28 protein-coding genes are annotated in these 22,927 nt (G+C 71.0%); 11 read left to right on the top strand and 17 right to left on the bottom strand.

Translation table 11 applies throughout. The features are described 5' to 3' along the window. Positions 1-65: 65 nt before the first annotated feature. Positions 66-782, bottom strand: coding sequence for a histidine phosphatase family protein (locus tag ABD211_RS19710; RefSeq protein ID WP_344133804.1), 717 nt, complete (start codon positions 780-782; stop codon positions 66-68). Between the two features lie 560 nt (positions 783-1,342). On the opposite strand from ABD211_RS19710, the gene ABD211_RS19705 reads away from it, so the two are divergent. After that, positions 1,343-1,465 (top strand): hypothetical protein, encoded by a 123-nt coding sequence (locus tag ABD211_RS19705; protein WP_344133801.1) that lies wholly within the window; start codon positions 1,343-1,345, stop codon positions 1,463-1,465. On the opposite strand, the gene ABD211_RS19700 is transcribed toward ABD211_RS19705, so the two are convergent. Continuing rightward, positions 1,462-1,695, bottom strand: a complete 234-nt coding sequence (locus ABD211_RS19700; protein ID WP_344133798.1) for a hypothetical protein — start codon at positions 1,693-1,695, stop codon at positions 1,462-1,464. The two genes, ABD211_RS19705 and ABD211_RS19700, sit on opposite strands and share 4 nt — an antisense overlap. Positions 1,696-1,955: 260 nt before the next feature. Further along, the gene (locus ABD211_RS19695; RefSeq protein ID WP_344133795.1) at positions 1,956-2,453 is read right to left on the bottom strand and encodes a hypothetical protein; all 498 of its coding nucleotides are present in this window, start codon (positions 2,451-2,453) and stop codon (positions 1,956-1,958) included. A 20-nt stretch (positions 2,454-2,473) separates the two neighbouring features. On the opposite strand from ABD211_RS19695, the gene ABD211_RS19690 reads away from it, so the two are divergent. Beyond that, complete coding sequence (locus tag ABD211_RS19690; protein ID WP_344133825.1) at positions 2,474-3,055, top strand: GNAT family N-acetyltransferase; 582 nt, start codon at positions 2,474-2,476, stop codon at positions 3,053-3,055. Positions 3,056-3,062: 7 nt separating this feature from the next. Here the strand turns inward: ABD211_RS19690 and ABD211_RS19685 are convergent, their stop codons facing one another. Beyond that, positions 3,063-3,422 (bottom strand): MerR family transcriptional regulator, encoded by a 360-nt coding sequence (locus tag ABD211_RS19685; protein WP_344133792.1) that lies wholly within the window; start codon positions 3,420-3,422, stop codon positions 3,063-3,065. A 79-nt stretch (positions 3,423-3,501) separates the two neighbouring features. On the opposite strand from ABD211_RS19685, the gene ABD211_RS19680 reads away from it, so the two are divergent. After that, positions 3,502-4,431 (top strand): aldo/keto reductase, encoded by a 930-nt coding sequence (locus tag ABD211_RS19680; protein ID WP_344133789.1) that lies wholly within the window; start codon positions 3,502-3,504, stop codon positions 4,429-4,431. A 112-nt stretch (positions 4,432-4,543) separates the two neighbouring features. Here the strand turns inward: ABD211_RS19680 and ABD211_RS19675 are convergent, their stop codons facing one another. From ABD211_RS19675 to ABD211_RS19650, 6 genes are all read right to left on the bottom strand, one after another. Next, a complete protein-coding gene (locus ABD211_RS19675; protein ID WP_344133786.1) occupies positions 4,544-5,611 on the bottom strand; it encodes a hypothetical protein in 1,068 nt (355 codons plus the stop codon). After that, positions 5,608-6,162: a hypothetical protein gene (locus tag ABD211_RS19670; protein ID WP_344133783.1), complete on the bottom strand. Its 555-nt coding sequence runs from the start codon at positions 6,160-6,162 to the stop codon at positions 5,608-5,610. Before ABD211_RS19670 ends, ABD211_RS19675 begins: the two co-directional genes overlap by 4 nt. A 413-nt stretch (positions 6,163-6,575) precedes the next feature. Then, complete coding sequence (locus ABD211_RS19665; protein ID WP_344133780.1) at positions 6,576-6,764, bottom strand: DUF6767 domain-containing protein; 189 nt, start codon at positions 6,762-6,764, stop codon at positions 6,576-6,578. A gap of 136 nt (positions 6,765-6,900) precedes the next feature. Next, positions 6,901-7,839: a hypothetical protein gene (locus ABD211_RS19660; protein WP_344133777.1), complete on the bottom strand. Its 939-nt coding sequence runs from the start codon at positions 7,837-7,839 to the stop codon at positions 6,901-6,903. Beyond that, positions 7,836-9,206 (bottom strand): hypothetical protein, encoded by a 1,371-nt coding sequence (locus ABD211_RS19655; protein WP_344133774.1) that lies wholly within the window; start codon positions 9,204-9,206, stop codon positions 7,836-7,838. The genes ABD211_RS19660 and ABD211_RS19655 overlap by 4 nt, the downstream gene beginning before the upstream one ends. After that, positions 9,199-9,510, bottom strand: coding sequence for a DUF6403 family protein (locus tag ABD211_RS19650; RefSeq protein ID WP_344133771.1), 312 nt, complete (start codon positions 9,508-9,510; stop codon positions 9,199-9,201). The genes ABD211_RS19655 and ABD211_RS19650 overlap by 8 nt, the downstream gene beginning before the upstream one ends. A 173-nt stretch (positions 9,511-9,683) precedes the next feature. Here ABD211_RS19650 and glnT point away from each other — a divergent pair, with 173 nt between their 5' ends. The 7 genes from glnT (at position 9,684) to ABD211_RS19615 (ending at position 17,092) form a co-directional block, all read left to right on the top strand. After that, entirely contained in the window at positions 9,684-11,012 is a 1,329-nt protein-coding gene (glnT, locus tag ABD211_RS19645; RefSeq protein WP_344133768.1) for a type III glutamate--ammonia ligase, read from the top strand. A gap of 13 nt (positions 11,013-11,025) precedes the next feature. Then, positions 11,026-11,895 (top strand): class II glutamine amidotransferase domain-containing protein, encoded by an 870-nt coding sequence (locus tag ABD211_RS19640; RefSeq protein WP_344133765.1) that lies wholly within the window; start codon positions 11,026-11,028, stop codon positions 11,893-11,895. Next, positions 11,883-12,560 (top strand): GltB/FmdC/FwdC-like GXGXG domain-containing protein, encoded by a 678-nt coding sequence (locus tag ABD211_RS19635; RefSeq protein ID WP_344133762.1) that lies wholly within the window; start codon positions 11,883-11,885, stop codon positions 12,558-12,560. The genes ABD211_RS19640 and ABD211_RS19635 overlap by 13 nt, the downstream gene beginning before the upstream one ends. 73 nt (positions 12,561-12,633) lie before the next feature. Then, positions 12,634-13,956: an FMN-binding glutamate synthase family protein gene (locus ABD211_RS19630; protein WP_344133759.1), complete on the top strand. Its 1,323-nt coding sequence runs from the start codon at positions 12,634-12,636 to the stop codon at positions 13,954-13,956. Between the two features lie 4 nt (positions 13,957-13,960). After that, entirely contained in the window at positions 13,961-15,079 is a 1,119-nt protein-coding gene (locus tag ABD211_RS19625; RefSeq protein ID WP_344133755.1) for an FAD-dependent oxidoreductase, read from the top strand. Further along, positions 15,076-15,684, top strand: coding sequence for a helix-turn-helix domain-containing protein (locus tag ABD211_RS19620; protein WP_344133752.1), 609 nt, complete (start codon positions 15,076-15,078; stop codon positions 15,682-15,684). The genes ABD211_RS19625 and ABD211_RS19620 overlap by 4 nt, the downstream gene beginning before the upstream one ends. A gap of 112 nt (positions 15,685-15,796) precedes the next feature. After that, complete coding sequence (locus ABD211_RS19615) at positions 15,797-17,092, top strand: ammonium transporter (protein WP_344133749.1); 1,296 nt, start codon at positions 15,797-15,799, stop codon at positions 17,090-17,092. A 53-nt stretch (positions 17,093-17,145) separates the two neighbouring features. Here the strand turns inward: ABD211_RS19615 and ABD211_RS19610 are convergent, their stop codons facing one another. The 6 genes from ABD211_RS19610 to ABD211_RS19585 all read right to left on the bottom strand — a co-directional run bounded on the left by ABD211_RS19610 (position 17,146) and on the right by ABD211_RS19585 (position 20,827). Next, a complete protein-coding gene (locus tag ABD211_RS19610; protein ID WP_344133746.1) occupies positions 17,146-17,838 on the bottom strand; it encodes a hypothetical protein in 693 nt (230 codons plus the stop codon). Then, positions 17,838-18,404, bottom strand: coding sequence for a SigE family RNA polymerase sigma factor (locus tag ABD211_RS19605; protein WP_344133743.1), 567 nt, complete (start codon positions 18,402-18,404; stop codon positions 17,838-17,840). Before ABD211_RS19605 ends, ABD211_RS19610 begins: the two co-directional genes overlap by 1 nt. Before the next feature lie 54 nt (positions 18,405-18,458). Beyond that, positions 18,459-19,190 (bottom strand): hypothetical protein, encoded by a 732-nt coding sequence (locus ABD211_RS19600; protein ID WP_344133740.1) that lies wholly within the window; start codon positions 19,188-19,190, stop codon positions 18,459-18,461. Between the two features lie 70 nt (positions 19,191-19,260). Then, positions 19,261-20,022, bottom strand: coding sequence for a hypothetical protein (locus ABD211_RS19595; protein WP_344133736.1), 762 nt, complete (start codon positions 20,020-20,022; stop codon positions 19,261-19,263). A 45-nt stretch (positions 20,023-20,067) separates the two neighbouring features. Further along, positions 20,068-20,637, bottom strand: coding sequence for a hypothetical protein (locus ABD211_RS19590; protein WP_344133733.1), 570 nt, complete (start codon positions 20,635-20,637; stop codon positions 20,068-20,070). A gap of 64 nt (positions 20,638-20,701) precedes the next feature. After that, positions 20,702-20,827 (bottom strand): hypothetical protein, encoded by a 126-nt coding sequence (locus tag ABD211_RS19585; protein ID WP_344133730.1) that lies wholly within the window; start codon positions 20,825-20,827, stop codon positions 20,702-20,704. A 348-nt stretch (positions 20,828-21,175) separates the two neighbouring features. Here ABD211_RS19585 and ABD211_RS19580 point away from each other — a divergent pair, with 348 nt between their 5' ends. Beyond that, positions 21,176-21,586, top strand: a complete 411-nt coding sequence (locus ABD211_RS19580; RefSeq protein WP_344133727.1) for a VOC family protein — start codon at positions 21,176-21,178, stop codon at positions 21,584-21,586. Between the two features lie 150 nt (positions 21,587-21,736). On the opposite strand, the gene ABD211_RS19575 is transcribed toward ABD211_RS19580, so the two are convergent. After that, positions 21,737-22,906: an FAD-dependent oxidoreductase gene (locus tag ABD211_RS19575; protein WP_344133724.1), complete on the bottom strand. Its 1,170-nt coding sequence runs from the start codon at positions 22,904-22,906 to the stop codon at positions 21,737-21,739. Positions 22,907-22,927 lie beyond the last annotated feature (21 nt).

Genomic DNA, 22,927 nt, shown 5'->3' with positions numbered 1-22,927 from the left:
TCTATCTCTGGCGGCATTGGCAACCCGCGCTCGGAGCCGGTCGCACGACGCTCACCGGCCCGGTATCAGGGCTCACGGTCCCGCCCGACCTCGGCGAGGTGTTCGACGTCGTTGTACCTGGTCAGCCGGAGCCGGCCGGCCACAGCCGCAAACCGGGTAAAGGACGCGTTGGCCACGGGTCCGTCAACGACGACAGCCGCCAGCTCGGCCGGAGTGAGGTTCTCGATCAGGCGGCGCATCACCAGCACCACCGCGTCGTGGGCGATCACCCACACCCGCTGCCCCGCATGCCGCGCGTGCAGGTCGGTCACAGCCCGGGCCAACCGCACGGCAATGTCGTCGAACGACTCCCCACCAGGCGGTCGGTAGGCAAACTCGCCAACCTCACGCCGCCGCGCCGCCTCCTTCGGGAACCCGGCCTCGATCGCCGCCGACGTCATCAACTCGAGTCTGCCCATGACCCGGTCGCCCACGCGGTCATCGACGTAGGCCGACGGCAGGTCTGCCCCCATGTCGTGCGCCGCGGCGCGGGCCAGCTCCCACGTCTGTCCCGCCCGCCGGTACGGCGAGCACACCACCACCTGCGGCCGCTGCGACGGCCTCATGCCAGCCAACCGGCGCCCCACCGCCAGGGCCTGTGCGCGACCCAGCGGCGACAGCGGGACGTCAACATCACGGCCGACGACACCACTGTCGAGCCTGCCCGCCGCCTCCGCCGCGGCGAACGCCAGATTCGCCTCGCTCTGCCCGTGCCGCACCACAGTCAACTCGGCCATGACCATGCCCAAGGATTACAGCCGAATCGTCCGAGCAGGTCGGTTGCTGGGTCATCGGGAGGATCCCGAAGCGATCGGGTCGGAGGTCCTGACTCGTTTAGATCGTCGTTAAGCCAAGCGTAACTGTTCAGGTGGTCCGCGTCGGGGTGGAGATCGCCATCTCCGGTGCGGACGTGCAGTCCGAACGCCAGCTGTTGATGTGTGGCGGTCCATGATCGTTGAATGCCGTGCGGACGCGTAGTCCCGACGACCCGATAACCGACAAACCACCCCCCGCTAGTCGTGAAGACCGCCGTCTTCTGTACCAGAGCGCAGCCCAGCCACACTCCTGCACAGAAACCCCGATCTAGGTGCCAACGGGCGCCGGAGGCCCGATGATCGCGACGTTGAGCGGGAACGCCGGGTCCCACCCGAAACCTCATCATGACCGCTGTCTGGAGACGCCACCACCTGAGCAACCGATGGAGGCACGGACCGGTCGTACGTCACTCGGACTGGATACCTGAATAGTTACAGCCAAGCTTGGTAGGACTTAGAGTCAGGTGTGCGGGGTGATGGTGACATCGATGGTTTCGGTGCCGACGGCCCGTAGGAATGCTGCCTTCATCGGGCCGGTGCCGGCGGTGACGCCGAAGCGGACCCTGATCGTGCCGGTGACCGTTGCGCCGTCGGCGACGTTCTCCTCCTAGCTGGAACCGCAGGGCTCACCCGCGTGGGGATCGTCGCCGGCGGGTCCGTAGAAACGGAAGTTCGGCACGGTCGGTTTCTGCGGGGTGCCGGTGTTGTTGGTAACGGAAAGGTCGACGTACCAAACCCCGGCCACGTCGTAGACGCGGTCGACCGTGAGCGTGAGGCCGTTCTTGGTGGCGGTGGCCGGCGCCGCGCTGCGAACGCCGTCCCCATCGGGGGAACGCACCACGGTGTTAGGAAGCTGTGCGCTTCTCCGACTGTCGAACCGAGAGTAGGAACGGGCTCGTGCGTTCGGGCCATCTTCGTCTGACAATGGCACGTATCGTCTGGATCTCGCGGATAGCAGCGAGGCTTGCGGTTCGGCGGAACGTCGCATAGTCGGCGTCGCCCGCACCGATCTGTTCGAGGATGCGATCCAACCGCTCGTCGGTCAGGTCAACGGCGACGCGTCCGGGATCGATACGTGCCTTGGCGCGTTCGGCTGCCAATTCAGTGAAGGCGAGTGTCCGGCTGGTGACTGCCTCGGCCTGGTCCAGCGAGCGAGTTCCGGCCAGTGCCGGTCGTCGGGGTGATCCGGCCGAGAGGTCCACCCCCGTCGGCGAACTCGAACGTGCGGTCCGACCACGCTGACGTCTGCCGGATGGTCACCGTTCCGCCGCTGCCGAGGGTCACCTCGGCGCCGTTGATGGGCCGCCAGCCGCCGGGGCGGACGCTGACCACGAGGCGGCCGTCGGGCGTCACGACCGGATACTGGCGGCGGATGATGCCGTGCGGGCGGCACTCGGCGACCAGCGCGCCGACGGCGTCGAACACCTCGAAGCGCTCCGACCACGTGTGCCAACGGATCGTGGCCACCGTCCGCCCGTCGGCCAGCATGACCGGCGAACCCTCGACGAGGAACTCCTTGTCCGGCATGAACGGCGTCCCGGTGAACGGCGCCTGAAGATCAATAACTCGATGGTAGGTACCTGCGGCAACCCGGCCCACATATGATCATCTGCGTGCCGATGAGCCCATCCGCCGCGCTGCGGCCCACCTACCCGATCCGCACCGAGCGGCTGCTCCTGCGGCCGCTGACCGACGCCGACGTCGACGCCCTGCTCGCCTACCGCGGCCGTAGGGACGTCTGCCGCTACCTGCCGTTCGAGCCGATGACCCGCGAGGTGATCGAGACGCGGCTGGCGAACGACTTCGCGCGCCGGGAGCTGACCGACGAGGGCCAGGCCCTGACGCTCGGCATCGAGGTGGCGGCAACCGGCGCGCTGGTCGGCGACGTGGTGCTGTTCTGGCACAGCCGGCTGCACGAGTCGGGTGAGATCGGCTACGTGCTGCGCCACGACGTCACCGGCCGCGGCTACGCCACCGAGGCGGTGACCGAGCTGCTGCGCCTGGGCTTCGCGGAGCTCGGCCTGCACCGGATCATCGCCCGGCTCGACGAGCGCAACGAGCCCTCGGCCCGGCTGGCGCGGCGGCTCGGCATGCGCGAGGAGGCGCGCCTCGTGCACAACGAGTTCTTCAAGGGCGAGTGGAGCACCGAGCTCGACTTCGCCCTGCTCGCCGTCGAGTGGCGCGCCCGCACGTTCGGGTGAGGCCGCGTCAGCGCGCTCTCTCGTAGTACTCAATCTTGGCTTTTATGTAGCGGCGGCGGTCCCGCAGCGTGGCGATCTGCGCGCCCACCCGCTCGTCGTGCTCGCGCAGCAGCGCGACGCGGTCGGCGATCGTGTGGTCGCCGGCGCGGACCAGCTCCGCGAACCGCAGCATCTCGGCGATCGGCATGCCGGTGTCGCGCAGGCACCCGACGGTGCCCAGCCACTCGACGTGCCCCTCGGTGTAGCGGCGCTGGCCGGCGGCCGTCCGCTCCACGTCGCTGAGCAGGCCGATCTTCTCGTAGTAGCGCAGGGTGTCGAGCCCGAACCCGGTCTTCTCCACCACCTGCGCCGGCGTGTATGACGGCACCCGGCCATGGTCACACCTGGAGTGGGCTCCAGGTCAAGTGCTTGACCTGGACCGTGCTCCAGGTCCGAGAGTGGACCGCATGAGAATCGCATTCGGCACGATCCCCCTGGGCAGCGCGGTGGACCAGCGCGACAGCTTCGCCCTGCTCGACCGCTTCGTCGACGCCGGCGGCACGATGCTCGACACGGCCAACAACTACCCGTTCTGGGTGGAGGGCTGCACGGGCGACGAGAGCGAGGCCACCATCGGCGCCTGGCTCGCCGCCCGCGGAGGTGCTGTCCGCGACAAGATCTTCCTGGGTACGAAGGTGGGCGCGCGACCCGTCACGCCCGGCGACCGCACGCTCGACCACGTCGAGGGCCTGTCGGCCGGCACCATCCGGGCCGGCCTCGAGGCGAGCCTGCGCCGCCTGCGCACCGACCGCGTCGACCTCTACTGGGCGCACGTCGAGGACCGGTCGGTCACCCTCGACGAGACCGTCGGGGCGTTCGACGGGCTGGTCCGCGAAGGCAAGGTCGGCGCGGTCGGCGCGAGCAACCTGCCCACCTGGCGGCTGGAGCGCGCCCGCGCCCTGGCCGCGTCGTCCGGTCGGACCCCGTACACGCACGTGCAGCTGCGGCACACCTACCTGCGGCCCCGGCCCGGGGTCACGCTGCCCGAGGGTGGGCACACGCTCGCGTCCGACGAGCTGCTCGGGTACGTGCGCGAGGAGGGCGACCTGACGCTGTGGGCGTACAACACGTTGATGTTCGGCGCCTACACGCGGGCCGACCGGCCCATCGGGCAGATCTACGACCACCCGGGCACGACGGCGCGCCTGGCCGTGCTGCGTGAGGTGGCCGCCGAGCTGGGCGTGACCGCGAACCAGGTGGTGCTCGCGTGGCTGCTCGCCGACGGGGTCGTCCCGATCGTCGGGGTGTCCACGATGGCCCAGCTGGACGAGGCGATCGGCGCGGCGGACGTGAAGCTCGACGCGGACGTCCTCGCCCGGCTCAACGCGGCTGTCTAACCCCCTATCAACACGCCATTCGAGATCTGTCAGTACCCGCGCGTTCTGCAGGACGGTGTGCTCGACGGTCGACGCATTCTGTGGCGGGCGTTGTGACAGCATCTACAACCGATCATCGCGGGCCGCTTAGAATACTGAAGATCGACGGTCGTCCTTTTGGCGTATTAATTGCGGTGCGCAGAATCCAACGAATGAGTCCGCTACCCGTTTCGCCTACGCCAAGCCGACTTTGGACTATTGCGGGCACCGAGGAAAATACGAACTGAACGCTTGAGAAGTCGGCGTCGAGCGATTCGGATAGTAGGTGGAGTGCGTCCAGCAGTCTTGCCTCGTCCCTTTCATTGAACCCGCTCATAAGGGATAGGGATCGGACCTCGGTTATGTCGACAATCTGCAGAAGTCCGCTGTGCGGCTGTTCGAGCAGTGACGGCGGTACGACGAGGTCAACTTTGGATAGAACAATTAGGAGCGGCACCTGTGCAGCGTCACCCCGCGTTTGGCGCTTCAGGCGAGCGACGAGACGAAGGTCTTGGATTTCATCGTTCAGATAATTTGGCGATAAATACGATGTCAGTACCGACTCAATGGGTATAACATGAACCAAACCGTTGGCAGAGATCACGTATTCTAGGTAGCCAGGATCGCGCTGGTCTTCTTCGCCGAAGTCGAGCCAGTATTCTCCAGCCGAGTCGCCTAGTTCCAGGTTGACGCGTAGCCTTCGCGATTCCATGACGCCTTCATAAACTGAAATGCTGCCTTTGGCGGTAGAGCGGGGCCATACTTCTGACGAGAGATTGCGGATCGCTTGGTAGACAGAGATTATGGACCGCGACTCTGCGCTAAAGCGGAGATTTGGCAGCCGCTCGTTCATCAGAGTGTCGAAGACGAGCACGCTGAACATCGTTTTGCCAACGGCCGGAAGCCCGGTTAACGCCAGGCGGAGACCGTATGTTCGGACGCGCCGTAGTCTACGGACGAACAGCACGATCCCTGCGATGTAGAGCGTCGATAAGGCGATGCCGAGTAGAAGAAAGCCATAGGGTCCTTCTAGGGTGATCCGGTCCGCAATTGTAAGAACCATAAGAACGAGCGAAGATGCTGCAAAAACCAGCTGGGAAATAGTCCAGACTAGCTCGGTACGCTTCCCATTCGGCTTAAGGTCGTTTTCAAATGGGCTCACGCTTCGCTCCAAATAGCGTATGTGGCAACGGAGCAAAGCAGGGCTCCGATGAATAAGGCAACCATCCAGTGTAGTGCCGAAGGTGCATTTTCCGCAATGCGTATTGCGGTCTCCTGGAGAGTGGCCATGTCACAACTGATTGGGCACTTGGAAGCTTCGTGTGTGAGCCTGTCGGAATCCACAGCAGTATCGCGGTTAGTTGCTATGCCCGTCGCAAAGACAATCGCGAAAACGGCTGCAACTGCTACGAGTTTCCACGATTCGCCTCTTCCGGTAACAGCTCGGGCGAGTGCCGCGAACGCGACTGAAACTATCCCGAATGCTATGTCGGCGAGCGTGAGACCGGATATGAATGAGTAGTTTGGGCCGCTTCGAACGGTTGCCAACATGAAGGCGGGCACAATGATCGGCGCGATAACGATTGCTATCGTGTCTAAGATCTTGCTCGTTTTGGAGGGCGCTGCCGGGCCGATCGGCGCATGTGCCGCCTCGGCAATTGGGACTTGGTTTGGCAGAGCCGGCGCCTCAGTGTCTTCGGGCGTGCCAGCCACCAAGGTGCTCCTCCGCTAAAGCGAGTGATTCAAACTCGTACGAATTGCAGGTGGAGCCGTTGTGCTGGTCCGTGCCTCGAAGCTGGTGAGAGCTAACGGATTATGTCGAGGAGAATCGGAACCGAGTGTCGCTAGGTCGACGATTTGGGCGACAGGAAGCGACTGCATAAGTATAGATCTTATTAACGGCGATGCGTCGTTTGACTGGACTGCGGCGGAAACTACAGTTGTGATCGTTCGGAACGATAGTTGACCTCGCTCACGCTGCGACAACGGGTTCTAGCGCGTCAACGTGGCTGATCATGTAGATCGATAATTGGCTGATTTCGTAACGAGCGCAGCGGGTTGGCTCATCGGCCAGATCTACTACCACCCGGAGCGGCGGCGCGGATGGCGTAGCGCCGTACCGGGTGCTACGCCACCGCGCCGGAAGGGGCGAGGCGCTGGTTGCGCAGGCCCTCGCGCAGCTCGTCGTCGTGCATGACGAGGTAGACCAGCCCGCAGTCCTGCGGCCCGGTCACGCTGACCTGGCACAGCGTGCATTTCTCGCCCGGCCGGATCGGGCAGATCGCCTCCGGCCTGATCTTCGAAACGCCTGCCACGTCCCCATTGTGGGCGGCCGCCGGCCCGTCGGCATGGTCGCGCGCCCCCTCCGGGCGGGACCATCGTCCCAAACCGGACATCGACGCCGGATCCAGGATGGAAGTGGCCGCTATGTCGGCCCACGGAGTCCACAACTCAGTCTTCGGCGAGAGTATGGAGGCGCTTCGCCAACGACTCGGCGCGGCGGGTGTATCGCGAGTAGTCCGTTTCGCCGCGCTCGTCGGCGTCGGCGATCTCGGTGAAGAGCTTCGCGTAGTCGGCGGTGATGTTCCGGTAGCGGCTGGCGAAGTCCGGCTGCCGGGGCGCCGGCTTACCCTTCGGGGTCGTCGCGATGGGCCGTGCGGCGGCGGCGTAGCGCGCGTCGAGGTCGATGATCTGCTGGGCGACGACCGCCACGGCCGCCGTGCACAGGGTGCGGCTGTCGGTGGCGGCGTCGCGGCGGGCGTGCGTGACCGCCGCCCGCCGGCCCACGCGTCGGGCGGCCACGAACAGCACCGCGGCGCCCAGGACGACCGCGCCCACGGCCGCGCCGGCGAGCGTGTAGCGGGGCAGGGACGGGCTGATCGTGCGCGCGTCCGAGGGGATGAAGCCGGACTTCGCCAGTTGGTCGTAGTTGACGACGATGACCTTCACGGCGTCGATCCAGCGGTCGTGGAACGGGTCGACGCCGTCGGAGATCGTGGTCTCCACGGCGACCGCCCGGCCGAGGTACCTGTCGCCCTCGCGGTCGATCGTCGAGCAGCCGTACGTGTCCACGTCGTCGTCGCCGTCGGGCTTGAGAAGGACGACCACCGTGCCGGCCGCGGCCGTCTTGACGTCGTCGCACGCGTCGCTCAGGTCGTCGTCCGGGCCGAGAATGATGACGACGAGGCGGCGGTTGCCGATGACCTGCTCGGCCGCGGCGACGTCGAGGTCGATGCCGGGCGCGGCGTACACCGACGAGGTGCGCACCTGGCGGGCGACGGCGCCGTCGAGGATCCCGCCCGTCCACAGCGCCCAGCCGGCGAGCACGAGGCAGCCGAGCGCGGCGAGCCCGAACGGCGTCGCCAGCGCGCGGCCCAGCAGTCTCGTCATGCCAGCCGCCCCCGCAGGTACTCGTCGGGCCGCAGCCCGGGGTAGGGCAGGCGGCGGGCGACCTCGTCGAGGTCCCGGTGCGCGTCGTTGAGCAGCGAACGGGCCACCCGGTCGGGCAGGTTGTCGTCGAGCGACTCGCGGGCCACGACCAGGTTGCCGATCGCGCGGGTCAGCGCCTCGTCGTCGCGGGCGTCGGGCAGCCCGGAGATCTCCACCGCGAGGGCGGTGAGCGCGGCGAGCCGGTCGCGCAGGCCGGCGCCGCGCAGCGTGCCGAACCGGGCCGGCGCGGCGAGCGCGGGCCGCAGCAGCGTGCGCCCGGACAGCGCCAGGAACCCCAGCACGCAGGCGGCGAACAGCCACGGCAGCGCCGGCAGCGCCACCCGCAGCGGATCGAACGGCCGGTAGGGCGGCGGCTTGTCGAACAGGCCGCTGGTGCGGATGTCCGCGACCCGGCCGAGGTAGACGCCCAGGACGTTGGCCTGCGGGTACGCGAACCGGCTGAGCCGGTCGCCGAAGCGGGCGTAGAAGCCGGCGCTGGCGATCTCGGCGAACTCGTCCGCGTGCGGGCCGTGGTACTCGATCCAGTTGCCGTACATGACGACGAGCGGTCGGCCCGGGAAGAGGGCCGCCAGCGCCGGCCCGTAGTCGGGCGCGGGCCGGTCCAGTGGCTGTGCCGGCAGCGCCACGACCAGCGCGTCGTCGGTCCCGAACGCCTCGGCGGCCGCCCTGCGGGGCACGCTCGTCAACGTGGCCCCGGTGCCGAGATGCGCGCCGGTGGCCCGCAGGTCGGCGGCGACCGGATCGAGCTCCGACTTCGTGGGCGCCCGCCACGCCCCGACGTAGGCGTACCCGTCGACGTCGGGCTGGTCCGTCACCGCCGGGATGAGGGTGAGCAGCGCGCTGGTGACGTCGTTGCGGCCGAACTGGGCACGCCAGTCGGCCGCCCGGTCGCCCACGGCGACGTACATGTCGCCGGTCACCCGCGTACCGATGATCGTGATGGTGGCGTTCTCCACGTCGTTGACCTGTTGGCGCTGCTCCTCGGTCAGGCCGGGCGGGGCGACGAGGATGCGCACGTCCCGGCCGGCCGTGACGGCGGCGACCTGCCCGGCGTCCCAGACGGCGACCGCGCCGTCGAGGCGCACGACCGGGTTGGCGGCGACCATCGCGGTCATCTGCTCGACCGAGGGCAGTGTCGCGTCCGTCAGTTCGCCCGCCGACCCCTCGGCGATCGTCTCCCGTTCGGGCAGCTCGCCGTAGTGGACGTTCGCGCTCTGGTACTGCGCCGCGAGGAAGATGATCACGAAGGTAGCGGCCAGGCCGAGCAGTAGCCAGCGGACCCAGCCCGCCGGAAGGCGCTCACGCACCGGCCGCCGCCCGCCACAGCTCGTCGGCCGGTCGCGCGTAGCGCGCCGCCGCAGTCGCGGCGGACCGCCCGCCCCGGTCGGCGGCGATCGCCTCGGCGCGGGCGAGCAGCTGCTCGGCCTGCGTGATGGGGGTGTACGCCGCGTCGCGGCTCACGCGGGCGCTCTCGATGGCCGCACGTGCCATGACCCACGCCTCCTCGCGCGCGCCGGCCCGCGCCCGCCAGCGCGGCAGGAACGTGGTGGCGAACCCGGCGGCCAGCAGCAGGACCGCGCCGATCACCCAGACCGGCCAGTACGACGGCACGACAGCCTCCCCACGTCGTCGGCGCCCGGCCGATTCTTGCTGATCACGTCAAGGCGCGGCCACCGGGCTCGAAACCGAGGTGACACGGGCCGCGCATTCGGCGGCAACAATCGCGGGGTCTACTTCCGTTCAACCCGAGTTCCCCCCAGTGAACCGAGACCCGAGGTGTGACGGTGACGGATCGGCTCCCAGCGCTGCGCGCGCTCGCGGACGAGCACGCGACGCGGTTCATCCTGGCCACGTTCGTGGACCTCGACGGCAAGCCGTGCGCCAAGCTGGTGCCCGTTGAGGCGCTCGAGACGCTCGCCACCGAGGGCGTCGGCTTCGCCGGGTACGCGGCCGGCGCACTCGGCCAGCAGCCGTGCGACCCCGACATCATGGCCATCCCGGACCCGGCGAGTTTCATGGCGCTGCCGTTCCTGCGCGACGGGCTCGCGATGGTGCACTGCGACCCGCACGTGGAGGGCGCGCCGTGGCCGTACGCGCCGCGGGTCATCCTCAAGGCGACGCTGGCGCGGCTCGCGGCGTCCGGCTACGACGCCCGGGTCGGCGCCGAGGTGGAGTACTTCCTGCTCGACCGCGACACGTCGGCCGGCCTGCGCACCGCCGACGGCGACGACAAGGCGGCCCAGCCCTGCTACGACGCGCGCGGCGTGACCCGCATGTACGACCACCTCGCGGCCGTGTCCACCGCCATGAACTCCCTCGGCTGGGGCAACTACGCCAACGACCACGAGGACGCCAACGGCCAGTTCGAGCAGAACTTCACCTTCGCCGACGCGCTCACCACGGCCGACCGGGTCATCACGGCCCGCTACCTGATCGCGATGCTCGCCGAGCAGCGGGGCATGCTGGCCACCTTCATGCCCAAGCCGTTCGCCGACCGTACGGGCAACGGCCTGCACCTGCACCTGTCGCTGTGGCGCGACGACGACCCGCTGTTCCCCGACCCCTACGACGCGCGCGGGCTGGGCCTGTCCGAGCTGGCGTACGGGTTCGTCGGCGGGGTGCTCGACCACGCGCCCGGGCTGCTGTCGGTGCTGGCGCCGACGGTCAACTCGTACAAGCGGCGCGGCGCGGTCTCGACCACGTCGGGCGCGACGTGGGCGCCGAATCAAGCCAGCTACGGCGGCAACGACCGCACCCACCTCATCCGCGTGCCGGACGGCAACCGGATCGAGGTGCGCGGCGGCGACGGCTCGGCCAACCCGTACCTGGCGATCGCGGCGCTGCTCACCGCCGGGGTGGACGGCATCGAGCGCAAGGCCGACCCGGGTGCGCCCTGCGGCCCGGGCGAACACCCGACGAGCGCCGTCGAGCTGCCGGTCACCCTGCTGCACGCGGTGGACGCGCTGCGCGCCGACCCGCTCGTGGCGGGCGCGCTCGACGCGGCGGGGGAGGGCGTAAGCGGCTACTACGCCGACCGCAAGCGCGGGGAGTTCCTCGCCTGGCACAACACGGTGACGGGCTGGGAGACCACCCGGTACCTCACCGCCGTGTAGAAAGGACCAGCACATGTGCGGCATCGTGGGCCTGCACCTGCGCGACGACGCGCTGCGCCCGCGCCTGGGCGCGCTGCTGCGCGGCATGCTGTGCCAGGTGTCCGAGCGCGGTCCGGACTCGGCCGGTATCGCGGTCTACGGCGACGACTCCCTCGCCCCGGTCGGGCAGGCGACGGTGTCCCTGCTCGGCACCGACCCGTCCGAAGTGGCTATGGAAGGCGTGACGGTCGCCAGTCGCGGCGATGTCACGCTGGTCAGCGCTCCGGTGCCGACCGAGGTCCTCGCGACAAGGGTCGCGGCCGCGCTGCCGCACGCGGTCATCGTCGGCCGCGGGCCGGGCCTCGCGATCCTCAAGGGCGTCGGCCACCCGGTGACGCTCGCCGACCGGTTCGGGCTCGACACCGTCACCGGCTACCAGGCCGTCGCGCATACCCGGATGGCCACCGAGTCGGCGGTGACCGCCGCGCACTGCCACCCGTTCTCCGTCGAGGACGGCGTGTGCCTGGTGCACAACGGCTCGTTCGCCAACCACGCCACGATCCGCCGCGAGCTGATCGGCGACGGCGTCGCGTTCGACAGCGACAACGACTCCGAGGTGGGGGCGCGCTTCCTCGCGCACCGTCTCGCGGCGGGCGACGACGTGGAGAAGGGCCTGCGCCGGCTGTGTGAGCGCTTCGACGGCTTCTACACCCTTCTGGTGAGTACGGCCGACAGCTTCGCGGTCGTCCGCGACGCGATCGCGTGCAAGCCGGCGCTCATCGCCGAGACCGACCGCTGGGTCGCGATGGCCTCCGAGTACCGGGCGCTCGCCACCCTGCCCGGTGTCGAGGGCGCGCGGGTGTTCGAGCCCGAGCCGGAGGAGGTCTACTCGTGGACCCGCTAGACCTTGACCGGATGTCGGTCCGCGACGTCAACCGCTCGCTGCGGGAGCTGCGCGCCGGCGATGAGGTCACCGTCCTCAACCCGATGGGTCGGCACAACCTCGCCGTCGGGCTGGACAACGACGTGACGGTCAGGATCGCGGGCCCGGCCGGCTACTACGTCGGCGGCCTGGGCAAACGGGCCACCGTCGTCGTCGACGGCCCGGCCGGCTGGGGCGTCGGCGAGAACCTCATGTCCGGGCTGGTCCGGGTGCGCGGCAACGCCAGCCAGAGCGCGGCCGCCTCGGCCCACGGCGGCACCATCGTCGTGGACGGCGACGCGTCGCTGCGCGCGGCCATCTCGCTCAAGGGCGCCACGGTCGCGATCGCCGGCGACGTCGGGGCGTACTGCGGGTTCCTCGCCCAGGCCGGCACCGTGCTCATCGGCGGCGACGCGGGTCCCCACCTGGGCGACTCGCTCTACGAGGCGGTCATCTACGTGGCCGGCCGCGTCCGCGGTCTCGGCACGGACGCCCGGATCGAGGAGTTGACCGAGACGGACGTCAAGACCGTCACCGACCTCGTCGACCGGTACGGCTTCGACCACGTCGACCCCCGCAACGTGACCCGGGTGGCCTCCGCCCGCCAGCTGTACCACTTCGACACCCACGCCCACGACGCGTACTGAACGGGGGACGCATGAGCGAGCGTCAGCGAGCGAACCATCAGCTCCGGCGCCAGAGCGCAGCGGAGGCGACGGCATGAGCGAGAACTACACGTTCAACCCGGACGTGCTGGGCGAGATCCGGGAGCGGGCGCGGCTGGGCCGTTACCCGATCCGCGGCATGGGCGCCCGGCGGGCCGTGCCCAACTTCGACGACCTGCTGCTGCTCACGGCGAGCGCGTCGCGCTACCCGCTGGAGGGCTACCGGGAGCGGTGCGCGACCCGCACGGTGCTCGGCGAGCGCAACGCCCGGGAGCCGGTCGTCCTCGACATCCCGATCACCATCGCGGGCATGTCGTTCGGCTCGCTGTCCGCGCAGGCCAAGGAGGCGCTCGGGCGCGCCGCGTCGGAGGTCGGCACGTCGACCACCACCGGCGACGGCGGCATGACCCCCGAGGAGCGTAGGAGCTCGAAAACCCTGGTGTACCAGTGCCTGCCGTCGCGCTACGGGTTCAACCCCGACGACCTGCGCGCCGCCGACGCCGTCGAGATCGTCCTGGGCCAGGGCGCCAAGCCGGGCGGCGGCGGGATGCTGCTGGGCCAGAAGGTCGGCGCGCGGGTGGCCGCGATGCGCACCCTGCCCGAGGGCGTCGACCAGCGCTCGGCCAGCCGCCACCCCGACTGGACCGGCCCCGACGACCTGCGCATCAAGATCGAGGAGCTGCGCGAGGCGACCGACTGGCGGGTGCCGATCTACGTCAAGGTCGGCGCCACCCGCACGTTCCACGACGTGCGCCTCGCGGTCGCGGCCGGCGCCGACGTGGTCGTGGTCGACGGCATGCAGGGCGGCACGGGCGCCACCCAGGACGCGTTCATCGAGCACACCGGCATCCCCACGCTCGCCGCCGTGCGCCAGGCCGCCGACGCCCTGGCCGGCAACGACCACGTGAAGCTCATCGCCTCGGGCGGCATCCGCTCCGGCGCCGACGTGGCCAAGGCCCTCGCGCTCGGCGCGGACGCCGTCTCCCTCGGCGTCGGCGCCCTCATCGCCCTGGGCTGCAACGACACTGAGTACGACGGCCCGGACGGCACCCGCGGCGACGCCCGTCCCGGCTACGCCGCGCTGGGCATGGCGCCCGGGTCGTGCGTGGCCTGCCACACGGGCGGCTGCCCGGTCGGCGTCGCCACGCAGGACCCGGCGCTGTCGACGCGCCTCGACCCGGTCGAGGGCGGCCGGCGGGTCGCCAACTACCTGCGCGCCCTGGCCATGGAGACCACCATGCTGGCCCGCGCCTGCGGCAAGGCCGACGTGCACCACCTGGAGCCGGAGGACCTCGTCGCGCTCACCGTCGAGGCGGCGGCCATGGCCCGCGTGCCGCTGGCCGGCACCGACTGGATCCCCGGCCGGGAGGGGCGGTGACGCGGTGCCCGTCCACGTAGCCGTCGTCGGGGCCGGCCTCATGGGCTCGGCCACCGCCCTGGCGCTGGCCCGCCTCGGCGCCGCCGTCACCCTCTACGAGGCGCGCGAGTTCGGCCACGCGGCCGGCAGCTCGCACGGCAGCGCGCGCATCTTCCGCCGCGCCTACCGCGACCCGCTGTACGTGCGGATGACCGGCGAGGCCGCCGAACTGTGGCGGTCGCTGGAGTCGGCGAGCGGCACGCCGCTGCTCAAGGTCACCGGCGGGCTGGACTACGGGTCGGTGCGCGACCCGGTCGGCATCGCGGCGGCGCTCGCCGGGCAGGGCGTGGCACACACGCTGCTCACGGCCGACGAGGCGGCGAAGCGGTGGCCCGGGTTCGCCTTCGACGGGCCCGTGCTGTTCCATCCCGAGGCCGGCGTCGTCGACGCCGACCGGGCCGTCCGGGCGATGATCGCCGCGGCGGTGACGGCCGGGGCGCGGGCCGTCGCCCGTACCCCGGTGGTCAGGATCGACCGACGCGGCGCCGGCGCGCGCGTCCACCTGGCCGGCGGGGCCACACGGGTCGCGGATGTGGTGGTTGTCGCCGCCGGGCCGTGGCTGCCGGACCTGCTCGGCGACGTCGTGGCGCTGCCGCCCCTGCGGGTGACGCAGCAGCAGGTGTTCCACTTCCCGCGCCGCGACCCGGCCGCCGACTGGCCGGTGTTCGTCTACAAAGGACCGGATGCGCAGGTCTACGGGCTGCCGGGCGGGCGCGACGGCGGGCCGGGCGGCGCGGTCAAGCTGGCCGAGCACGACGGCGGGCACGTCACGACGGCCGACGCGCGCGACTTCGCGATCGACCCGGCGTCGCGGGAGCGGCTGCGCGCCCTGCTCGCCACGCGTTTCCCTGGCCTGGAGCCGGCGCCGTTCGCGCCGGCGAGCTGCCTCTACACGAGCACGGCCAACGAGGACTTCCTCATCGACCGGGTGGGCCCGATCGTGGTCTGTTCGCCGTGTTCCGGGCACGGGGCCAAGTTCGCGCCGCTCATCGGCGAGATCGCGGCGACCCTCGCGCTGGGCGGGCGCACCTACGACCCGCGGTTCACGCTGCGCGCGCACGCGGTCACTAGCATGATCGGATGACCGAATCCGGCGGACCTTTCGCCGACGGCGCGCTGGAGAAGACCATCGCGGCGCGGGTGCGCGAGTACCGGCAGGCCGCCGGGCTGTCCATCGCGCAGCTGGCGGCCGCCATCGGCCTGTCCAAGGCGATGCTTTCGAAGATCGAGAACGCGCAGACCTCCTGCAGCCTGACCACGCTCGGCCGGCTCGCCGCCGGGCTGTCGGTGCCTGTCACCGCGCTGTTCCGGGGCGTGGACACCGGGCGGGAGGCGGTCTTCACCCCGGCCGGCAGCGGCGCCGAGATCGTCCGGCGGGGGACCCGGGCCGGCCACCACTACCTGCTGCTGGGTGGCCTGCGCGGGGTGCACAAGCGGATGGAGCCGGTGCACGTCACGCTCACCGAGTCCAGCGAGGTGTTCCCGCTCTTCCAGCACCCCGGCACGGAGTTCCTCTACATGTTGGAGGGCGTCATGGTGTACGGCTACGGCGACAGCCGCTACACGATGCGGCCCGGCGACGCCCTGCAGTTCGACGGCGCGGGCCCGCACGGCCCGGCGGAGCTCGTCGAGCTGCCCGTCCGCTTCCTGTCCATCACGTCGTACGGCGACCAGGACCGCGAAGCGTGAGCTTTTCCTTGTTGGAAATGGTCGCTTAACAAACGGCGCTATCCCGCGAAACGACCTTTGAGTTCACTGCAGGCCAACATGGTTTCCTGACAGGATACTCAAGGAGTCTTTAGTGGACAGTGGAAGTACCGCGTGGCTGCTCGCCAGCACCGCGCTGGTCCTGCTCATGGTCCCCGGCCTGGCGCTGTTCTACGGCGGCATGGTCGGCGCCAAGCGGGTCATCAACATGGTCATGATGACCTTCGGCGCCGTGGCCGTGGTCTGCTTCATCTGGGTCATCTACGGCTACTCGTTCGCCTTCGGTGACTCGATCGGCGGCGCCGGCATCCTCGGCCTGGACACCGCGAACTTCGGCCTCGGCGGGCTGATCGCGGACAACCCGGACGCCACGATCCCGGCGTCGCTGTTCGCGGTCTTCCAGATGCTGTTCGCCGCGCTGACCACCGCGCTCATCGCCGGCGGCGTCGCCGACCGGATGAAGTTCGGCGCGTGGCTCGTCTTCACCGGCATCTGGGCCACCCTGGTCTACCTGCCGATCGCCCACTGGGTGTTCGCGTTCGACGCCGCCGACGGCAGCGTCATCGGCGGCTTCATCGCCAACAAGGTCAAGGCCATCGACTTCGCCGGCGGCACGGCCGTGCACATCAACGCCGGCGTCGCGGCCCTGGCCGTCGTGCTGGTGCTCGGCAAGCGCACCGGCTGGCCGAACGCCCCGCACAAGCCGCACAACCTGCCGCTCACCGCGCTCGGCGCGGGCCTGCTGTGGTTCGGTTGGCTCGGCTTCAACGGCGGCTCCGCCCTGTCGTCGGGCAACGCCGCCTCGGTGGTCGTGCTCAACACCATCTCCGCCGCGGCCGCCGCCGCGCTGGCCTGGATCGTGGTCGAGCGGGTCAAGGGCGGCGCCATGACCTCGCTCGGCAAGTCCTCCGGCATCGTCGCCGGCCTGGTCGCGATCACCCCGGCCTGCGGCGCGGTCAACCCGCTCGGCGCGCTCATCATCGGCGTCGTGGCCGGCGCCGTCTGCGCCCTGGCCGTCAACCTCAAGTACCGCTTCGGCTACGACGACTCGCTCGACGTGGTCGGCGTGCACCTGGTCGGCGGCATCATCGGCACGCTGATGATCGGCCTGGTCGCCACGGCCGACGCCCCGAACGGCCGCGACGGCCTGTTCTTCGGCGGCGGCTTCGAGCTGCTCATCGCGCAGGCCATCGCGGCCGGCGCCGTGCTGGCGTACTCGTTCATCATCACCTTCGCCATCGCGAAGGTGATGGACCTCGTCGTGGGCCTGCGCGTGGCCGCCGACGTGGAGCAGGAGGGCATCGACTCGGTGCACCGCGAGTCGGGCTACGACTTCCTCGGCCCGGACACGCCGGAGGCCGTCGAGGAGCGCGAGCCCGCCAAGGTCTAGGCGCCGCGAACGAAGGGGCGGCCCGCCACGGCGGGCCGCCCCTTCCGCCGTCGTCAGTCGTCGTGGTCACGGTGGAACCACCAGTCGCCGCGGACGTTCGTCCACTCCTCGACGGCGAAGCGGTTCGGCGGCGGCGCGGCGCCGTCGGGCAGGTACACATACTGGTAGTTGTACTGCAGGGAGAAGTCCTCCAGCTGGAAGTAGAGCCCGCCCCGGTCGCGGAAGACGCGCTCGACGTCCACACCGGACCGTTCGATCGCGGCCGCCAGGTCGGCGTAGTCCGTCGCGGCCCTGGCGTCGAACGGCGCCACGTCGTCCCCGCACACCGCGTCCCCGTCGCGGTAGTTGCCGTGGGGGTACTCCAGGACGCGGCAGTCCTGCGGCGAGTGCAGGTAGAAATAGAGGTCGAGCTGTTGCGCCAGTGGCAGCACCTGGCGGTCGAGGCGGTCCACGTCGGCGAGCCGCTTGGCGTCGCCGAGCGGGCGACCCGGGGCGATTCTCTCCACGAGCCCGGCGATAGCGCCGCTGCCGGGCAGGCTCACCTCGCCGTGGCCCGGCACGGGCAGCGGACCCGCGACGGACAGCGCCAGGTAGGCGGCGGTCGTGCCGGCGACCGCCGCGGCGGCGTGCCGGAACCGCCGGCGGCGCAGCGCGCGGCGCGCGCGGGCGGTGACGGCGCGCGCGTCGAACGGCGCCGCAGGCAGGCCCGGGGCGTTCGCGCGCAGGTACTCAACAACGGGGTCCATCACTGCCCTCCTTCCGTGATCAGGGTGCGCAGCCGGGCCAGGGCCCGGGCGTTGTGGGACTTGACACTGCCGACCGAGATGCCCAGCTCGCGGGCGGTCTCGGACTCGGTGAGGTCGAGCAGGTGCCGCAGCACCACGACCCGTCGCTGCGCCAACGGCAGCACCGCCAGCGCCCGGATGACCTCGTTGCGTTCGTCGACCGCGTCGGCGTGGCCGGCCACCGTGTGCTCGGGCAGCGCGTCCGGGGACGTCAGCACCTCCCGACGCGTGCCGCGCCACCGGTCGATCCGCAGGTTCACCAGCACCTTGCGGGCGTACGCCCGGGCGTCGGCGCGCTGCGCGCGGTCCCACGACCGGTAGGTGCGTTCGAAGGTGGTCTGCACCAGGTCCTCGGCGTGCCCACGGTTGCCGGCCAGCAGCAGCGCGACGCGCAGCAGGTACGGACCGACGGCGGCGACGAAGGCCGCGAACTGCTCGTCCCGGCTGCCGGGCGGCGTGCCCTCGACGCGCGGATGCGCGTCGGACAGCTCCGTGGCCTCCGGGACGCTCACGGGTTCGGCGTTCATATCCACTACCACGGCAGTGTGCGCCGAAAGGTTGTCACGCGGGCGCCCGCCGCCCTACAGCCCGAACGGCATCGGCATCATCCCCTGCTGCACCAGCACGTACCCGAGCGCGAGCACGCCGACCAGGAGAAACGCCTTCGGCCGGACGGCTCGGTCCGCCGAGGCGAGGGCGGCGATCACCAGGCCCACCGGCGCGGCGATCCCGACCGCCACGACCCACGCGTGGAGCACGGACGAGATGACGAAGCGCGGGAGGAAGTCCGGGTCGAAAGCGTCGGCGGGCGTGTCGTAGACGTCGCCGAGCAGCGGAACCGCGGCGGCCATGAGCGCGAACGTCGCGGCGGCGGCCACGACCGCCATCCGCCCGAGCCGGCCCAACAGGTCCAGCCCGCGTTCCACCGCGCCGGGCACGCTGACCAGCACCGCCGCCGCGGCCGCCAGCAGCACCGGCCACGCCAGCAGCCCGGCCGGCACCTCGAAGCCCGGCGGGCGGCCCAGCAGCTCCGACGTCGCGGCGAGCTCGACGGCCACGCCCGCCCACGCGGCGACGACGGCCACCCGCGTGCGCCCGACAAGCACCGCGACGCCCGCGACGAGCCAGACCGCGGCGCGCGCCCAGGCCACACCGGACAAGGGCGCCAACCCCTCACCGGTACGGGCGAGAAAGGCGCCCTGTTCGACCAGCGGCCGCAGTTGCCGCCCGGCCAGGGCGAGCACCGCTATGACCGCCAGCACCGCCGCCGCGTCGTACCACGTGCCGCGCCCGGCGTCGTCTTCCTCCGCCACCCGGTTCCTCCCCGTCCGCCGTGTGGTGATGACCGGACGGTAGCCTCCGCGCGACAGTCGCGCTGCCCCGTCAGCGCGCGAGCTGCTGCAGAGTCAGCGCCAACGGCAGGGGCAGGAGGAACTGGACGCCCGCGTACGCGACCACGGCCGCGCCCAGGACGGCGTGGACCCGCCCGCGCGTGCGGGGTTCGATGCCCGCGACGGCGGCCACGACGAGGGCGAGCGGCACCAGGATCGTCACCACGACCGCGGCGACCGCCAACAGCGGCCCGGGCACGACCCAGCCGCGGAGCATGAAGAGCAGGAGAACGACGACGCCCGAGCAGGCGATGACCGCCCCGGCGACAAGCAGCCGCGTCAGCCCGCGTCTGCCGAGCACGGCGTGCCCGCGCGCGACGGCGCCGCGCACGCTGAGCGCCCCTGCGGCGCCGATGCCGAGGGTCAGCGGCCAGATGGCCGCGACCAGCGCGAGGTCCGGCGCGGCCGCCAGGAGCATCACGATCCAGGGCGACGCGCCGCAGGTCACGATGATCACGCCCACCCACGCGCAGGCGGTCGCCGGGCCCTGCCGGCCGAGCGCCACGGCGACGCCCACCGTGAGCCAGCAGGCGCTCGTACCGATAACCCCGGGCAGGCCGCCGGGCGCGAGTGCGAGCACGACCTCAGCGTCGGGGAGCGCGAGGCTGGCGACGTACTCGACGAGGAGCTGAAGCTGTTGCCCGGCGACCGTGAACGCGGCGATGACGACCACGACCGCCAGCGCGTCGCGCCGGCTGTCAGGCCTCCGGGCGGCGTCCGTCGCCTGGGGATCGCCGGGCGTCGGATGGGTCATGGTCGATGACGTTAGCGGCTCCCGCTCGTGGGCGAACAGTCCGGGTCAGGCGGCGGCGACGCGCGGCGGTCCGGCGGCGGGCTGCCGGTCGATGCTGGTGGGATCGACGCTCCACGCGCGGGCGACCGTCATGACGTCGTGCTCGGACACCAGGATGTCCACGTCGTCGTCGGGTTCGGCGGGCAGTCCGAGGGCGGTCTCCACCTCGTCCGGCCGGCCGTGCCACGCGACGAGCTCGCCGGTGTCCCCGGCGTACCCGAACTCGCGCAGCACCGTCCCGTGCGCGGCGCGCGCCCACCGGTGGGTCTCGACGACGCGGTGCGTGGCGAACAGCTGCACCTCCGTGCCGAGGTCGACGGAGAGCTTCGCGATGTCGAGGTCGTGATAGCGGAGCATCAGCCAGCGGCCGGCCACGAGCTGCCAGGCCCCGCCCGCGCCGGGCAGCGGCGGGGTGACGACCAGCCGGTTGTCGGTCAGGTACGCCATGTCGACGGCCGTGCGCCAGGGCGCCGGCCCGAGGTCGCGCAGGCCGAGCGCGGCCACGGCGGCAGCCCCGTCGCGCACGGCCAGCCAGGCCTGCTTGTGGCCGAAGCCGACCATCGTCCCACCGTCCACGGTTGCGACTCTACGACGTGAGACGGCCGGGGCCGCCCGGTTGGGCGGCCCCGGCACGGGTGACTCACGGGGTGTAGGTGACCCCCGGGAAGTCGATCTTCGCCTGGTCGAGCTCGGCCTGCCACCGGGCGGGCCAGCTGAACGCGGTCGCGGGTTCCTTGGTCGGTAGGCGTGCGCCAGGGCACGCCATGCCGTCACCTGGCATGGTCATCATCGCGTCAGATCCCCCGTGGCGCCGCGGGCAACGTTGCCAGCGGCGCATGCTGGCGTCCACAGTGGACGCGCAGTGATGCCTGCTGAAACCTTGTGGGCTCAACGCGGGTGCCCCGGCCGGTTGCCAGCCGGGTACCCGTCGCGGCCAGCTTAGGTCGGCCGCGCCGGAGGGCAATCGCGCGTTCCGATGTATGGATTAGGGATCCTCAGGATCGCGGTCCGACGGTCGGTCATGCGGCGCGAAACGCCCGCGATTGCCGTGCCGGCCGGCCCGGCCACCGATAACCTGCGGGTGAAGGCACAGTCACCGACCAGGGGAGATCCCATGGGATCCGTGCTCAACCCGTACCTGAGCTTCGCCGGCACCGCCCGCGAGGCGATGGAGTTCTACCGGACCGTCTTCGGCGGCTCACTGACCCTGAACACCTTCGGCGAGGCCGGCGCGCCCGACCCCGAGATCGCGGACCAGATCATGCACGCCAAGCTGGACACCGACGCCGGATACACGATCATGGCGTCGGACACCCCGCCGGGCATGGCCCACAACCCGGGCGACACTATCTCGATCAGCCTGAGCGGCGAGGACGCCGACCTGCTCAGCGGCTACTGGGAGAAGCTCTCCGCCGACGGCACGGTCACGGTCCCCTTCGAGAAGCAGATGTGGGGCGACACCTTCGGCGCCTGCGTGGACCGCTACGGCATCCCCTGGATGGTCGACGTCGTCCAGAACGCCTGACGTTACCGGCCTTGCGTGCGGAGCTCCGGGCGGGAGTTCCGCACGTAGGTGACCTTTCCTCAGGCCCACGCGAGCACGCCGACCACCGGCAGCAGTGTCGACAGTGGTCAGCGGCGCGCCAGCGCCCGGTCGTCCGCCATGCCCGGCAGGCTAGCGGGGTGCCGTCGCCGGCTCGTCCCAGTCGACGCGGTAGTCGTACATCCAGCCGAGCAGATCCTTCTCGGCCACCCGGCGCATCACGACGGGCAGGATGAGGTCGCGGATCGCGGCCCCGACCGGCCCCTGCATCTTGCCGTTGCCGTTGCGCCTGCCCTGCGCGACGACCCGCTCGACCCGCTGGCGGCGGGCGGCCCGGAACGCCGTGAACGCGACCGCCGGGTCGTCGAGGTCGCGCAGGCACCGGCCGAGGACCACGGCGTCCTCGATGGCCAGCGACGCGCCCTGACCCGACGACGGCGAGGCGGCGTGCACCGCGTCGCCGACGAGCACCATGCGGTCGTTGTGCCAGGTGGGCACGCGCGGGAAGTCGTAGGTGTTCCAGGCCGGGAAGATGTGCCCGGTCGCCGCGATGATGTCGAGCATCGGGCCGGTGTCGTCGGCGAAGAGGTCGACCAGGCGGGCGCGCCACTGTCCGGGCGTGATGGCGGCCAGCTCCTCGCGGGTCGGCTCCCGCTTCGCGGGCGGGTTGGCGAACCACCACACGCCGCCGTCGGGGTGGCTGAGGTAGCCGAAGAAGCAGCGGCGGCCGAAGACGAAGTGCGCCACGCCGGGCCGGCCGGGCAGGCTCAGGCCGTGGGCGTAGCCGCCCGTGTTGAGCAGGCCGATGTGCCGTGCGGCCGGCGCCTTCGGGTCGATGATCGTGCGGGTGCGCGAGCGGAGCCCGTCCGCGCCGATGAGGATGTCGCCCTCGGCCGTGGTGCCGTCGGCGAACCGGGCGCGCACGCCGGTCGGGGTGGTCTCGGCGTCGACGAGCCGCTTGCCGTACTCCACGGCGACGCCGCGGCGCACGGCCTCGTCGCGCAGCGCCGAGTACAGCTCGGCGCGGGTGACCGTGCGGGCCCGCATCGGGGCCGTGGCCAGCTCGCGGCCCCGGCTGACCATGACCATCGCCGGGGTGTCCATGCCGAGGTCCGCGAGGCTCAGGTCGAGCACCTCGAGGGCGGCCAGACCGTTCTCGGCGAGGGTGAGGAACGCCCCGACGCCGTCAGAGCCCTTGTCGTAGGCCTCGTAGACGACGGGGTCGAGCCCCGCCTTGCGCAGTGCCAGGGCGGTGACCGGACCCGCGATGCCGCCCCCGATGATCAATGCTCGGCTAGTCATAACTACACTATACATATTATG

It is taken from the genome of Luedemannella flava (assembly GCF_039528515.1).
GTDB classification, from domain to species: Bacteria; Actinomycetota; Actinomycetes; order Mycobacteriales; family Micromonosporaceae; genus Luedemannella; species Luedemannella flava.
This window is presented reverse-complemented; position numbering and strand designations above follow the sequence as displayed.

What these genes read in the sequence shown, in the direction of transcription:
- ABD211_RS19710 (WP_344133804.1), bottom strand. Translation starts at nt 782, where the DNA reads ATGGTCATGGCCGAGTTGACTGTGGTGCGGCACGGGCAGAGCGAGGCG.
- ABD211_RS19630 (WP_344133759.1), top strand. Translation starts at nt 12,634, where the DNA reads ATGAGCGAGAACTACACGTTCAACCCGGACGTGCTGGGCGAGATCCGG.
- ABD211_RS19680 (WP_344133789.1), top strand. Translation starts at nt 3,502, where the DNA reads ATGAGAATCGCATTCGGCACGATCCCCCTGGGCAGCGCGGTGGACCAG.
- ABD211_RS19705 (WP_344133801.1), top strand. Translation starts at nt 1,343, where the DNA reads ATGGTTTCGGTGCCGACGGCCCGTAGGAATGCTGCCTTCATCGGGCCG.
- ABD211_RS19605 (WP_344133743.1), bottom strand. Translation starts at nt 18,404, where the DNA reads ATGAACGCCGAACCCGTGAGCGTCCCGGAGGCCACGGAGCTGTCCGAC.
- ABD211_RS19620 (WP_344133752.1), top strand. Translation starts at nt 15,076, where the DNA reads ATGACCGAATCCGGCGGACCTTTCGCCGACGGCGCGCTGGAGAAGACC.
- ABD211_RS19580 (WP_344133727.1), top strand. Translation starts at nt 21,176, where the DNA reads ATGGGATCCGTGCTCAACCCGTACCTGAGCTTCGCCGGCACCGCCCGC.
- ABD211_RS19690 (WP_344133825.1), top strand. Translation starts at nt 2,474, where the DNA reads ATGAGCCCATCCGCCGCGCTGCGGCCCACCTACCCGATCCGCACCGAG.
- ABD211_RS19610 (WP_344133746.1), bottom strand. Translation starts at nt 17,838, where the DNA reads ATGGACCCCGTTGTTGAGTACCTGCGCGCGAACGCCCCGGGCCTGCCT.
- ABD211_RS19640 (WP_344133765.1), top strand. Translation starts at nt 11,026, where the DNA reads ATGTGCGGCATCGTGGGCCTGCACCTGCGCGACGACGCGCTGCGCCCG.
- ABD211_RS19595 (WP_344133736.1), bottom strand. Translation starts at nt 20,022, where the DNA reads ATGACCCATCCGACGCCCGGCGATCCCCAGGCGACGGACGCCGCCCGG.
- ABD211_RS19585 (WP_344133730.1), bottom strand. Translation starts at nt 20,827, where the DNA reads ATGGCGTGCCCTGGCGCACGCCTACCGACCAAGGAACCCGCGACCGCG.
- ABD211_RS19575 (WP_344133724.1), bottom strand. Translation starts at nt 22,906, where the DNA reads ATGACTAGCCGAGCATTGATCATCGGGGGCGGCATCGCGGGTCCGGTC.
- ABD211_RS19660 (WP_344133777.1), bottom strand. Translation starts at nt 7,839, where the DNA reads ATGACGAGACTGCTGGGCCGCGCGCTGGCGACGCCGTTCGGGCTCGCC.